Origin of the sequence: Rufibacter hautae, from assembly GCF_008271695.1 — a bacterium.
Taxonomy (GTDB): Bacteria; Bacteroidota; Bacteroidia; order Cytophagales; family Hymenobacteraceae; genus Nibribacter; species Nibribacter hautae.
In genome coordinates this window covers 440852-455208 of record NZ_VKKY01000001.1, presented here as the reverse complement: position 1 = coordinate 455208, position 14357 = coordinate 440852, and the positions used below count along the sequence as shown (strand labels likewise).

Genomic DNA, 14357 nt, shown 5'->3' with positions numbered 1-14357 from the left:
ATTAGCCTTAAAATAGAGGGGAAAATGTGGTCTTATCAATGCTATATTACATGAAAAAACAAGTATCGTTCTTCTTTCTGCTGGTGCTGTTGGTGTGCTTCGGGGCCACGGCGCAGAACAAAATCAAGGTGGCCTGCGTGGGCAACAGCATCACCGAAGGCCATGGGCTGAAGCAGCCGTACCCTGTTGTATTGCAACAGTTGCTGGGCGATGCCTACGAGGTGCGCAACTACGGTTTGGGCGGACGCACGTTGCTCAAGAAAGGCGATTTCCCGTTCTGGAACGAAAGCAAATACCAGGAAGCCCTGGCCTGGAACCCCGATATTGTGATCATCAAACTGGGTACCAACGACTCCAAGCCCCAGAACTGGAAGTTCAAAGATGAGTTCGTGCCGGATTACATCCAGTTTGTGACCTCTTTCAAGAAACTGGCCTCTAAACCCAAAGTGTACGTGTGCAACCCGTTGCCGGTGTTTGAAACCAAGTGGGGCATCAACGAGCCCGTAGTAAAGAACGAGATTCTGCCGGCGGTGAAGAAAGTGGCCAAGAAAACCAAGGCCAAGACCATTGACCTGTACACTCCTTTTCTGGGCAAACCCGAGCTGACCTATGACGGAATCCACCCCAACGATGCCGGCGCGGCGCTGCTGGCCCAGGAGGTATTCAAAGGCCTGAAGATCAAAGCCCAGAAGACTGCCAACCGATAACTCCAATTCAGGCCAGTTTTGGTAAAATCAGGCCCGAAATACATGCCTTGTCATAGCACAAACCTGCTGCAAAAATCGGGTTGTCTCTATTCAAACTTATTCCATACCGTATTCCACTTCTCAATGCCGTACCGTTACGTTCTATTGCTGGTTTTACTTTTTACGGGAGGGGCTTTCACGGCCTCGGGCCAGACGGATCTTTTCAGTCAGCCTAAAAAAGGCTTCGCGAGTTGGCTGCCGGCGCCTAGTTGGGAGCATGCGTTACTCAGCGGAAACGGGGCCATGGGCGCCATGGTCATGGGCAACCCGCACGACGAGACCATCATCCTGAACCAGGCTCAGCTGTACCTGCCCGCTACTGAACCCAAGCCACCCATTGACCAAGCCAGCCGATTAGACGAGATTCGCGCGCTCATTCTGGCCGGCAAAGGGGAGGAGGCCGCCAAGGTGCCGGTGAAGCAGAGCATGAAAGAAGGCTACGGCGGACACCTGTGGTCTAACCCGTACGTGCCCGCGTTTGACGTGCGCCTGCAGATGGAGCCGTCCAACGTGCAGAAGTACGTGCGCACCGTGGACTTTGAAACCGGCGAGGCTAACGTCACCTGGACCGATGCCAAGGGCACCTACCAGCGTCGCCTGTTCGTCTCCCGCCCCGATAGCGCGGTGGTCATCTCCATTAAAGGTACCGGCAAAATCACCGGCCGCCTGTCCTTCGCCCGCCGACCCGTGGAATGGACGCAGTGGGAGCAGATCAACCGTACTGTGGAGAACGTGAACACAGGTGCCACCGACAATAAGTGGCTAACCTACCGCAGTGCCTACAAGAAACGCTGGCCGGGCAGTCTGGAGGGCTACGAAGGCGTGGGCCGGGTAGAGGTGAAAGGCGGCAGCTCGCGCACCGAAGGCAATGAGTTCATCGTCCAGAATGCCGATGAAGTGCTGGTGTTCATCAAGATCAACGCCAACTACAACTACGCCCAGTCACAGGTAGACCAGATCAAAAAGCATTTGGCTTCTTTGCCCGCAGATTACCAGGCTTTGGTGACGCGCCATCGCAACGTGCACGGCGAGTTGTTCAATAGAGTGAAGCTGGATTTAGGCGGCGGAGCCGATGCGGACCTGTACACCGAGGCGCTGAACCTGAAAACCAAAACCGGCCAGGTGGCACCCGCCATTATTGAAAAGCAGTTTGATGCAGCCCGTTATAACATCATCTCGGCCACCGGCATTAATCCGCCTAACCTGCAGGGCATCTGGGGCGGTACCTGGTCGCCGGCCTGGTCATCAGATTTTACCCATGACGGAAACGTGGAAGTCGCCATCTCGGCGCTGCTTACCAGCCGAGTGCCCGAACTCATGCACGCCTACTTTGATTACCATGACAAGCGCCTGCAGTTCTATAAAGACAACGCCAAAAAGATGTTCGGGACGCGCGGCATCCATGTGCCCTCGCACACCAGCAGCCACGGCTGGGACAACCACTTTGACCCTATCTGGTGCCTCAGCCTCTGGACCGGAGGCGCCGGTTGGACCGCCAGTTTCTACAACGACTATTGGCTGCACACCGGTGACCGGAAATTCCTGAAAGAGCGGGCGTATCCCTTCATGAAAGAATCGGCGCTGTTTTATGAGGATTTTCTGAAAACAGGTCAAGACGGCAAATACTTATTCAACCCCTCGTACTCTCCTGAGAACAACCCGGCTAACTTCAAATCGCAGGCCAGCATCAACGCCACCATGGACGTGATGATTGCCAAGCAACTGCTCAGAAACTGTATTGCCGCGGCAAAGGAGTTGAAAACCGATAAAGCGCAGGTGAAAATTTGGCAGGAAATGCTCACTAAAATGCCCGCCTACGAAGTGGACGAGGCCAGCTCCCTGAAAGAATGGCTTTGGCCCGGTTTGCAGAACAACCACCAACACCGGCACATCTCGCACCTGTACAGCCTCTATGACCAGGTAGACCCTGATTTCAAAAACAACCCTCAACTGCTGGCGGGAGCGCGCAAGGTGGTGGAAGAGAAAATGAAGTTCCGCTACAAAGAAAACGGCGGAGAAATGGTCTTCGGGATGGCGCAGTTGGCCTTTGTCACCGCCAACCTGGAAGATGCGCCCACCACCGCCCAACTGATTGACTGGCTCTCGCGCTTTTACTGGACCAACGGGTTGGGCACGTACCATAACCCCGGTTCTCTGTTCAATATGGACTTGAGCGGCGGGTACCCCTCGGTGATCATGCGGGCGTTGGTGTACTCAGAACCGGGTGTGGTGAAACTGCTCCCGGCGGTGCCGGAGGCCTGGCAAACCGGCACCATTTCTGGTTTGCTCTTGCGCGGCGGTGTGGAAGTGAAAAGCCTGGCCTGGAGCCAACAGGAGGCTACCGTGGTGTTGCAGGCTCCTAGAAAGCAAACCATCACGCTGCAAGCACCTAAAAACATGCAACTGGTTTCGGGCGCCAAAGCCACCAAGGGGGAAAGAACTTCTAACGTGGATTTACCCGCCAACAAAGAGGTGCGGCTGGTTTTCAGGGCAAATCCTTAAAAACGGGCTTAAAACCAGCGGGCTTTTCTCTTCAAGGAAATCCTTTCTGGATCATTAACATTTAGAGTAGGTATCAGAAACAAACGAGGCATTCCGGTCTGGCGGGGTGGTGCTACTTTTATCTTCAAAGTTTCACTCTCCTGTTTAGGGCTGTTTTCCCGAAATCAGGCCTTAAACAGGAGATGGGAACCTCGCACAAGTAAACCTGTCATTATTTTTCACCCCTAAAAAGAGAGTATGGCCCACCTGTACGCTTACCAAGTTGCCGCATCAGCTTATAAAGGAAAAGCCCTTCTCAAAAAGGTAAGGAAAGGCTTGTTGCTGCTTTGCCTGAGTCTTTCTTATTTCTCCGTGCGGGCCCAGGCCCCGGAGGTGTACCGCTGGAAAAGCGTGCAGATCAACGGCGGCGGTTTTGTCACGGGCTTGGTGTACCACCCCACGGAAAGAAACCTGCTGTACGCCCGCACCGATGTGGGCGGCGCTTTCCGGTGGGATGCCACCGCCAGGGTGTGGATTCCGATTACCGATCACCTTACCCGCGCCGATGAAAACCACATGGGGGTGTTGAGTGTGGCCTTGGACCCTTCTAACCCAGAGAAAGTGTATCTGGCCACCGGGCTTTATTCCCAATCCTGGGCAGGAACCGGGGCCATCATGGCTTCCTCAGACCGGGGCGCCACCTGGACCAGAACCAACCTTTCTGTAAAACTGGGCGGAAACGAGGATGGCCGCTCCACGGGCGAGCGGTTGCAGGTAGACCCTAACCTGGGCAGCACCCTTTACCTGGGCACCACCACCGACGGGCTCTGGCGCAGCACCAATTCGGGCGCGGCCTGGAGCAAGGTGAGCAGTTTTCCGGTGGCCACTACTGCTAGTGGCAGTGGGGGAATCGGGTTCGTTTTGTTCGACAAGCGCAGTGGCTCCAGTGGTTCAGCTACTCAGATTCTCTACGTGGGCGTCCTCCGGATGGGCAGCACCAACCTGTACCGAAGCACCAATGGTGGTTCTACCTGGGAAGCGGTGCCCGGCCAGAACACCAACTACATGCCGCACCACGCCGAGATTGCTGCTGACGGAACGCTTTTCGTGACGTATGCCAACAGCCCGGGGCCAAACGGTGCTACCGCAGGAGCCGTTCGGAAATTCAACCCTGCCACCGGCGCCTGGACCGACCTAACCCTGCCCGCCGGCCAGGGAGGTTTTGCCGGGCTCAGCCTAGATGCCCAACAACCCAATACCTTGATTGTGTCTACCCTAAACCGCTGGTGGCCCAACGATGAAATTTACCGCAGTACCGACGGTGGTGCCTCCTGGAAAGCGGCTCTGGGAACCGGTACCCGGGACCACACCTCGGCTCCGTATGCCGCAGCCTCCAGCCCACATTGGTTAGGCGATATAGAGATTGATCCGTTTGACTCCAACGTGGCTTGGTTTATTACCGGTTACGGCGTTTTCCAGACCACCAATCTGCAGGAAGCTTCCCAGAACCGCCCTGTTGCCTGGGTTTTCCAGAACAAGGGCCTGGAGGAAACCGTGCCTTTGAAACTGATCAGCCCACCAACCGGCGCGCCACTGGTAAGCGCCATCGGCGACATAGACGGTTTTCGGCATGATAACCTGGATGTTTCGCCCGTGGCCGGAAGGTTGTCCCCGCGCTTCGGGACCAACACTTGGATTGACTATGCCGCGAACCAGCCCGCTACCATGGTCCGGACCTCAAACAACGCAGACGGCAAATACGGGGCTTATTCCACAGACGGGGGCACCTCCTGGACGGCCTTCGGGAGTGCACCGGCTGGCACTTCTGGCGGAGGTTCTATTGCTATTTCTGCCGATGGGGCTACGTTGGTGTGGGCTCCCGCGGGCGTGAGCACCGTCTATTCTTCCACCAACAGAGGCACCAGTTGGACAGCTTCCTCGGGCATCTCCAAATCTGACCTTAAACCTATGGCCGACCGGGTAAACGCCCGTAAGTTCTATTTGTATGACGCAGGCGCTAACCGCGTAATGGTGAGTACCAATGGAGGCGCTTCTTTCACCGCCGCCGCCACGGGGTTACCCTCCGTGGAAAGCTGGCAGTTCTGGGCCGCCACCGTGTACCCCACCTACGGGGTGGAGGGCGATGTGTGGCTCACCAACCCTAACGGAGGTCTGTACCATTCCTCCAACTCCGCGGCCTCATTTACCAAGCTTAACAATGTGCAGGAAGCCACCAAGGTAGGCTTCGGGAAGGCGAAGGACGGCAACACCTACCCAGCCGTGTTTATAGTAGGCAAAGTGAATAACCAGCTGGGCTTCTTCCGCTCAGATGATGCCGGCGGTACCTGGATCATGATTTCAGATGAAAAACACCAATTTGGCGGCATCAATGACATCACCGGTGACCCAAGGGTGTTCGGGAGAGTGTACCTGGCTACCGCAGGCCGGGGCATTCTGTACGGCGATGCGCCCGGGGTGGTCAGTGGCGTTGCGGAGGCGCAAAAACTGGAGCTGAGTTACGGACCGAATCCTTTCTCAAAGGAAATAAAGATCAAGGCACCGCACCGGTTCACCTACGAAATCAGAACAGTGACCGGGAGCCTGGTGGAGAAAGGAGTGAGCACCGGGCAGTCTGCCGTAGGTAAATCCCTACCCCGCGGCCTTTACGTGCTCACGGCCACCTCCCAGAACCGGGTGAGCACCATAAAAATCATCAAACAATAGCAACCCCAGACTTATCAATCAGAATACCTTTTACCCACAATTTTCAGAATATGACCTATAAACGTCCCAGTTTCAGAGTGCTGTGCAGTCTGGTGCTGGTAGCTTTCACGGTAGCCTGTTCCACCTCAGAGAAGGTGCAGACTTCAGACCCGCAGGCCAGTGCTTTATCCTCAAACGAAGGCAACGGCATCAACATGAGCCACGAGGCCCAAATCAATGAGCTCATTTCAAAAATGACGCTGGAAGAGAAAGTGAACATGATCCACGGCGTGTCTTCCTTTACCTCGGGCGGAGTTCCCCGGCTAGGCATCCCGGAGATGGTCATGTCCGATGGTCCGCACGGTGTACGCCCGGAGCACGGCCGCGATTGGGCTTTGGACAACGCCGGAAACGATTCTTCTACGTATCTGCCTACCGGTGTGGGGCTGGCCGCCACCTGGAACCCTGAGTTGGGCTACGCCTTCGGGGAAGTGCTGGGCAGCGAGGCGAAAGCGCGGGGCAAGGACATCATCCTGGGCCCGGGCGTGAACATCATGCGCACGCCATTGAACGGTCGTAACTTTGAGTACCTATCTGAGGACCCGTATCTGACCTCAAGGATGGCAGTGGGCTATATCAAAGGGGTGCAGAGCCAGGGCGTGGCCGCCTGCGTGAAGCACTACGCCGCCAACAACCAAGAAATCAAGCGCGCCAAGGTGAACGTGGAGATGAGCGAGCGGGCGCTACGCGAATTGTACCTGCCGGCGTTCAAGGCCGCCATCACCGAGGGCGGCGCGCTCTCCATCATGGGCGCTTACAACAAGTTCAGAGGCCAGTACTGCACGCATAACCAATACCTCATCAATGACATCCTGAAAGGAGAATGGGGCTTCAAAGGCCTGGTGGTAAGCGATTGGGGCGCCGTCATGAACACCATGGAGGCCATCAACAACGGCACCGATATTGAAATGGGGACCGATCTACTGCAGATGCCCAACATTAACTACAACAAGTTCCTGTTAGGCGACACGGTGATCACGCTGGTGAAAAGCGGCCAAGTGAAAGAAGCCCTTATTGACGAGAAGGTGCGCCGCATCCTGCGGGTGATGTCCCATACCAACATGATCGGGGCTAAACGCACCCCCGGAGCCTTGAGCACGAAAGCCCACCAGGAAACCGCCCGCAGGATTGCCGAGGAAGCCATCGTGCTTCTGAAGAACGACGGGAATCTGCTGCCTTTGCAAAAAACGGGCGTAAAATCCATTGCCGTGATTGGTGCCAATGCCACGCGCAAGCAAGCCATGGGCGGAGGTTCCTCGCAGGTATTGCCTCCGTATGAAGTAACGCCGCTGCAGGGTATCCAGAAACTGGCCGGTGCCGGAGTGAACGTGACCTTTGCCCCAGGTTTTGAAGTGACCCGCGCCGAAAAAGCAAACCAAGCCCTGATTGACGAAGCCGTGAAAGCCGCCAAAAGCGCCGACCGGGTAATCTTCGTGGGCGGCTGGACGCACGGCTACACCGATGCCTGGAACGGCGGCGCCTATGACGCCGAAGGAGCCGACAAGCCGAGCCTGAAAATGCCCTTCGCGCAGGACCAACTGTTGACTGCCGTGCTCAAAGCGAACCCTAATACCGTGGTGGTGCTCATCGGCGGTGGCCCGATTGACATGAGCCAATGGATTGGCCAGACCAAAGCAGTGGTGCAGGCTTGGTACCCCGGCATGGAAGGCGGCACGGCCCTGGCCAAAGTCCTCTTCGGGGAGACGAACCCGTCTGGTAAGTTACCGGTATCCTTCCCTAAAAGACTGCAGGACTCACCCGCGCACGCCCTGGGTCAGTACCCCGGCGACAAAGACACTGTGAACGTTGAGTACAAGGAAGACATCTTTGTGGGTTACCGCTATTTTGACACCTACAAAGTGGAGCCGCTGTTCTCCTTCGGGCACGGTTTGTCTTACACCACCTTCGGCTACAGCGACCTGAAGCTTAACCGCCAGGGCGATGCGGTGCAAGTGCAGTTGCAAGTGAAAAACACCGGGCCAGTAGCGGGCGCCGAGGTGGTGCAGCTTTACGTGAAAGACGAGCAATCCTCGGTGAAGCGGCCGGAGAAAGAACTCAAGGCCTTCTCAAAAGTCTTCCTGAAGCCTGGTGAATCAAAGACCATAACGCTTACGCTAGCCAAAGATGCGTTCCAGTTCTATGACGAAGCCAAAAAAGGATGGGTGCTGGAGCCCGGCAAATTCCAGATCTTGGCCGGATCTTCTTCCAAGGATATCCGGGCAAGGGGAGAAGTGACTTTGTAATTTGAATTAGCTTGTAACTATAAAAAGAGCCGCAGTCTTGTAGACTGCGGCTCTTTCTGTTTTAGGGCTTTTTTTGGAAAATTGGCCTTTAAATGGGAATGGATTTAGGTTGAGCCAAAAGCTTTGCAGAAAGCCGATTTCTATTTAATGAACTCCTGATAGCGGCGCAGGGCTTCTATGTAGTAGTAATCGGCGTAGGTGAGGGGCGTGTCTACTTCTGTGCCGGCCGGAAGGTGGCCAACGCCGTGTTTCAGGATAAACCCGCCGTTCGTGCCAGGTGCCGCCCGGTAGGTGTCGGTGGACAAAGCCTGGAGGATAGTTTCGGCGGCGCTGAAGTACTTACGGGCCGTTGCTTCGGGGGCGTACCGGCAGAGTTCCAGCAGGGCGGCTGCGTTGATGGCCCCGGCAGAAGCATCCCGAAGGGCGTTTGGGATGTTGGGGGCATTGAAGTCCCAGTAAGGGATTTTATCCTCGGGTAGGTTAGGGTGGTTCAGCATAAAATCTGCCATGTTGGTGGCTTGGGTCAGGTATTGCGGGTCTTTGGTCTCGCGGTACATGACGGTATAGCCATACAGTCCCCAGGCTTGGCCGCGCGCCCAGGCAGATTCATCGGCGTAGCCTTGGGCGGTTCTTTTTTGTTGCACCGCTCCCGTTGCCGGGTCATAATTGATGACATGGTAAGAGCTGTAATCTGGCCGGAAGTGGTTCTTAAGGGTGGTGTTGGCGTGGGTAACGGCAAGTTTGTAGAAAGAAGAATCGCCGGTGGCCTTTGTGGCCCAGAACAGCAGTTCCAGGTTCATCATGTTGTCAATGATCACCAGAAACTCGTTTTTATTGGAGTCCCAGGACTTGATGGCTCCTACTTTGGGATTGAACCTGGAAGAAAGTGATTTGGCGCTGTTCACCAGAATGTCTTTGTACGCGGCGTTTGGGGTTATCTCGTTTGCTTTCCCATAACTGCAGTACATCATAAAACCCAGGTCATGGGTGGACGTGTTGTACTGTTCCTTTTTCAGAGCCTCCAGCATGCGGTTGGCCTCTGCGTTCAGTTGCTTGTCGCCGGTGGCCTGGTAAAGGTAAAACAACGTTCCCGGGTAAAAGCCGCTGCACCACCAATCCGAGCCGCTGGTCTCCAAACTGTCTTTTGAGGCGTGATACGATTTCGGGAACCTGTTGGCCGGAAGTTTTGCTGCCAGCACTTTGTATTGCGCGGCAGCCTCCTGGTAAATTCCGGAGATAGTCTGAGCGGAGATGTTTGTTTTCTGGGAAGCTCCTTTTGAGGCCGTTTTATTAGAACTACAGCTAAACTGCAGAAAGAGCCCGCTCATCAAAAGCGCCTTCAATAAGATCTTAGTTGTTTGCATAGTTGGTCAGAAGGGGAGGTGATTCATCTGCAAGGATAAGGTTTTAGTTTCTAAGCACAATAGAAGTTACGGTTTGTGCAATAAGATGTGAATGCAAAAGCCTTAAGTTACTTCACCACCTCACATGGAATGTCTTTAATTCTTCCTGCAGAGAACTCATAGGTGGGTTATACTTCTTGAATCTGGGTGATTTGCTCCTTCTTGGTATTCGGCATGATTGGTTTTGGCTCTCTTATGGTCTGTCTGCTTATAGGGAGTGAGTATCTGTTCTTGTTAGTGTGGATTTGAGTAGAAGATAGTCCAATGTAAGTCTGGCCATAGTGAAGTTTCTATAGAATATTAGCCGCTCTATCTTGTTCCTTCCTCTATAAGCCAACTGTATTCTGGGTTGGTGTATATCATTTATTGTAATTTTCAAAATAATGCACTTTTAGATCTTAATCTATAACAGAAAGATGTTCTTTAATGTGACAATAGTAAAGAAGATGATGTTTTAATGTATAAAACTAAATGTGTATTCTTTTATATGGTCCTTCAAAATTTTATAATGATAAAAATACCAGCAAGGAAAATCTGTAAACATAAGGCTTGTCTGCCTTGTTAGAGAAAAGTGGATTCAGGTACTAGTTTGCTTCACTTATTTCAATAAAAGGCCCATTTTTTCAAAAAATAGTAAGGGATTTAACATTTGATACCTCACCCTGAAACATAGAAGGGTACTTTTCAAGAAAGAAATACCTAGTTTTAGGATATAGAAAAAGAAGGGCTGACTTAGAAATGTCTTGTTACTAAGTGTTGCTTACTTCCTTCATGAAGTCACTGCTTTTATGAAACGTTTAGCCTTGAAAGGTAGGAACATATAATAAAGAAGGTTTCCTACTGGATAATTGGAACCTTCTCATGAATGTTTCACTTGTCATAAGGAGTAGGAACTAACCTTTAGAAAGGTAAAAAGGATAAAAGAATACCAGTTTATGGGTTCGCCTGACACTTATTTTTACCTAATAGCTTAGCAAAATATCACCGTTTTACCTTGTGTAGTAGTTTTGAGGGCAAGCTTAAACCATTTCCTCTGTTTGTGTAAATTCGAAATAAACGCTGCTTAATTGTGAAATCTCTAAATTCAGTACTTTTAACAAAGATTTATTTTTATTTATGAAAATGGATTTTGTTTTTTTATCTTTATGCCAACGTTGGCGTATAAACTTGGTTGAGATCGCTGCTTTCAATCAAAGAATTGATAAAAAAGTATTATACCACGGCATAAAATCTTCTTAGATTTGTATGGATGCGAATATCGCTTGGAAGGTGTTGTTGGAAGAAGAAAGGAAAAGCGATCTTATAAAGCACACTGCTTCTCTCAATTAGAGAAAGGCAGACGGAGGTTCTCCCCCTATATCCTCCGGTAGTGCATGTAAAGGCTTCTTCTGTTTGATTTGTTTGGAATAACTTGTTACAGATAATTCCCTGACTAGGCTTCTGCTAGGGAGTTTTTATTATTCACCACTATACTATGTTTACTACCTAATTCAAATTACCCTATGATTCAAAACTTATACTCAGACAAAGATTACCAAAAAAGTAATTACGTCTTGAAATCTAAGAAAGTCTGGATGATGATAGCCATGGTATTGGCTATCCTGACCCAGGCTTTTGACGGTTTGGCCCAGACTGCCAGACGGACAATTACTGGTAAAGTGACCGCGGCATCTGATAACTCTGGAATGCCAGGCGTGAGCGTAGTAGTAAAGGGAACCACAAACGGTGCTTCTACTGATGCAAACGGAAATTTCTCCTTAGAGGCAGGTAATGCCGATGTGTTGGTCGTGACCTTCATTGGCTATGTGTCTCAAGAAGTGCCGGTAGGAAACAACACTACTATTAATGTAAGTCTGAGAGAAGATGCTCAGACCCTGAACGAGGTAGTAGTAACAGGTTATGGTGAGCTGAGAAAAAATGACCTTACCGGTGCTCAGACCTCTATTAACGCTGCTGCTATTGAGAAAACAGTAAACACTACCATTGAGCAAGCTATTCAAGGCCGTGCCCCTGGTGTTTATGTAACTCAGAATACTGGTGCTCCTGGTGGAGGTATCTCTGTAAACATTAGAGGGGTAAACTCTATCAGTGGTACTAATGAGCCGTTGTACGTAATTGATGGTGTTCAGATTTTAGGAGATGTTTCTCCAAGAGGATCCAATCCCCTTTCAACCTTAAACCCTTCAGACATCGAAAGCATGGAGATCCTGCAAGGACCTTCTGCTACTGCTATTTATGGATCTAGAGCAACCAACGGGGTTGTTTTGATTACAACTAAACGGGGTAAAGCAGGTGATGTAAAGGTGAACTACTCTTATCTGTACAGTCAGCAGACCGCACCTTCTAGATTAGAGGTTATGAATTTGCGCCAATATGCGCAGATGGAAAATGAGTACAAAGCTATTGCTGGTGGTGCAGTTCGGGAAGAATTCCTGGATCCTTCTTTGTTAGGTGAAGGAACCAGCTGGCAAAATGAGTTATTTAACAGCGCTGCCATGCAAAAGCACCAAGTGAGCTTGAGCGGTGGTAGTGAAAAGACAACGTTTTACCTTTCTGGCGAATATTTAGATCAGGCAGGTGTGGCGTTGGGTTCAGGATTTGACCGTGCCTCTGTTCGTTTGAACATAGACAACAAAACCCGCATGTGGTTAGATCTTGGCGCTAATTTCAACTTCTCTCAGACTAATGAAAAGTTAAGCACCACCCAGAACGACATCATCACCAGAGCTATCCAGTTGCCGCCTCACATTCCGGTAAGAAACCTGAATGGTACTTACGGTGGGGGTACTGTGACTACGCAGAACACCTCTGAGCAATTCACGCCGCCAAACCCTATTGGATTGGCAAACCTAACAACCAACGAGTTGACCAGAAGACAGTTCTTGGGTGGTTTGAACATGGCTTTCCATATTCTGCCAGGCTTGGATTTCCGTACTTCTTTGAACACCAACGTGAACTATTCAAACTCGCTTTACTTCCTGCCAACCTATCAGTTTGGCTACCAGAAGAATGAGACCGCTCGTTTGAACAACCGCGACCAGATCAATACCTATTGGAACTGGAACCAAATGCTCCAATATGTGAAGCAGTTTGGAAACCATAACATCAATATCATGGCTACCCATGAGTCGCAGGAGTCTACTTGGAAGCAGATCTTTGCGCAGAGAGATGGTTTCACCACAAACGAAATCCTTGACCTGAACGCAGGTGATAGACTTAGAAGCGATACTGAAGGTGGTCACGGTGACTGGGCCATGGAGTCTTACTTAGGTCGTATCAACTATAATTTCCATGACCGTTATATCGTTCAGGCTGCTTTCCGTGCCGATGGTTCAGTAAACTTTGGTTCTGAAAACAAATGGGGTTACTTCCCTTCCGTGTCATTTGCTTGGAGAGTTACGGAAGAGCCGTTCTTCAACTTGCCACTCGTAAATGACCTTAGATTACGCTTTGAGACTGGTTTAACCGGTAACCAAGGTGGTAGCGGTGCCATTTACGGTACCTTAACTTCAGGTCCATCACCTTGGGGAACCAGCTTCCGGCCAAACAAATATCCAAACCCTAACTTCCAGTGGGAAGAAACCAGAACAGACAACTTTGGTATTACTTTAGGTTTGTTTGAGAACCGGGTGCAGTTAGAGGCTGATTACTATATCAAAAACACTGATAACCTGATCCTGCCAAGCTCATTGCCATGGTACATGGGTACCAACGGTAACGGTTCAATTGCAGCTCCAACCGTAAACGCAGGTTCACTTCAAAACAAAGGGTGGAGCTTCTCCCTTAACACCATCAACGTAGACAATGGTCAGTTCAAATGGGAGTCTAACTTCAACATCTCTCATTTTAAAACCAGAATCAAAGACCTCAATAACCCAACTGGTATCATGGACCGGATTAACTGGTGGATGAACAACTGGACGCAGCGTTCCATCATTGGGGAGTCTCCTTGGATGTTCTACGGTTATGTGGAAGAAGGCATCTTCCAAAGCTTGGAGGAAATCGAGGCTAGCGCCCTGCCAGCTGACAACAATGGAGTTGAATTCCCAATCGCTGAGAACAGCATCTGGGTAGGTGATGTGAAATACAAAGACATCAACGGAGATGGTATCATCACCGGAGAAGACCAAACCTTCATTGGTAACCCTTGGCCTAAATTCTTCGCTGGTTTCACCAATACCTTCTCTTACAAAGGATTTGACCTAAGTGTATTAATTACAAGCACCGTAGGCAACGATGTTTACAACTACCTGCGTAGTGAGAACTCCAACCCTAACAATATCAACTTAGGACGGAACTTGTTCATTGGAGCTTTTGATTATGCGAGAGTAGCCATGGACGCCAATGGCAATCCTTACCTTGAAAACCCTGGTACTAACGTAGCACGGATGTCAGGTGGAAATAAAAACAACAACTTCTCCCGTCACACAAACAAGTATGTAGAAGACGGCTCATTTGTAAGACTTAAGAACGTGACCCTGAGCTACAATCTGCCATCTACTTTATTGGCCAGACAGAAGTTCATCAAAGGAGCAAGATTTGGAGTAAGCGCACAGAACGTTTGGACTATCACAGGATACTCTGGATATGACCCTGAAGTTGGTTCTTACGTGGGACCAAATGCAAGTGCAGATAACGCAGCTATTGGTGTAGATTACGGACGTTACCCATTAACACCGGTATATTCTTTCAACATCGGTATTGATTTCTAATTCTAAACA

General features: G+C 50.9%; 6 protein-coding genes. 5 read left to right on the top strand and 1 reads right to left on the bottom strand.

From position 1 onward, the window contains the following. Positions 1–50: 50 nt before the first annotated feature. From FOA19_RS01870 to FOA19_RS01855, 4 genes are all read left to right on the top strand, one after another. Positions 51–707, top strand: coding sequence for a GDSL-type esterase/lipase family protein (locus tag FOA19_RS01870; protein WP_149089101.1), 657 nt, complete (start codon positions 51–53; stop codon positions 705–707). Between the two features lie 123 nt (positions 708–830). Continuing rightward, positions 831–3248 carry a glycosyl hydrolase family 95 catalytic domain-containing protein gene (locus FOA19_RS01865; RefSeq protein ID WP_190300252.1) on the top strand — a complete coding sequence of 806 codons (2418 nt, stop codon included), beginning with the start codon at positions 831–833 and terminating at the stop codon, positions 3246–3248. A gap of 237 nt (positions 3249–3485) precedes the next feature. Next, complete coding sequence (locus FOA19_RS01860; protein WP_149089099.1) at positions 3486–5951, top strand: T9SS type A sorting domain-containing protein; 2466 nt, start codon at positions 3486–3488, stop codon at positions 5949–5951. 50 nt (positions 5952–6001) lie between these two features. Next, entirely contained in the window at positions 6002–8233 is a 2232-nt protein-coding gene (locus tag FOA19_RS01855) for a glycoside hydrolase family 3 C-terminal domain-containing protein (RefSeq protein WP_149089098.1), read from the top strand. A 140-nt stretch (positions 8234–8373) separates the two neighbouring features. Here FOA19_RS01855 and FOA19_RS01850 read toward each other — a convergent pair whose 3' ends face one another. Further along, entirely contained in the window at positions 8374–9597 is a 1224-nt protein-coding gene (locus FOA19_RS01850; protein ID WP_223808684.1) for a glycoside hydrolase family 88 protein, read from the bottom strand. 1592 nt (positions 9598–11189) lie between these two features. Here FOA19_RS01850 and FOA19_RS01845 point away from each other — a divergent pair. Then, on the top strand, positions 11190–14348 hold the full coding sequence (locus tag FOA19_RS01845) for a SusC/RagA family TonB-linked outer membrane protein (protein ID WP_223808683.1): 3159 nt from the start codon (positions 11190–11192) through the stop codon (positions 14346–14348). Positions 14349–14357: the final 9 nt, after the last annotated feature.

What these genes read in the sequence shown, in the direction of transcription:
- FOA19_RS01870 (WP_149089101.1), top strand. Translation starts at nt 51, where the DNA reads ATGAAAAAACAAGTATCGTTCTTCTTTCTGCTGGTGCTGTTGGTGTGC.
- FOA19_RS01865 (WP_190300252.1), top strand. Translation starts at nt 831, where the DNA reads ATGCCGTACCGTTACGTTCTATTGCTGGTTTTACTTTTTACGGGAGGG.
- FOA19_RS01860 (WP_149089099.1), top strand. Translation starts at nt 3,486, where the DNA reads ATGGCCCACCTGTACGCTTACCAAGTTGCCGCATCAGCTTATAAAGGA.
- FOA19_RS01855 (WP_149089098.1), top strand. Translation starts at nt 6,002, where the DNA reads ATGACCTATAAACGTCCCAGTTTCAGAGTGCTGTGCAGTCTGGTGCTG.
- FOA19_RS01850 (WP_223808684.1), bottom strand. Translation starts at nt 9,597, where the DNA reads ATGCAAACAACTAAGATCTTATTGAAGGCGCTTTTGATGAGCGGGCTC.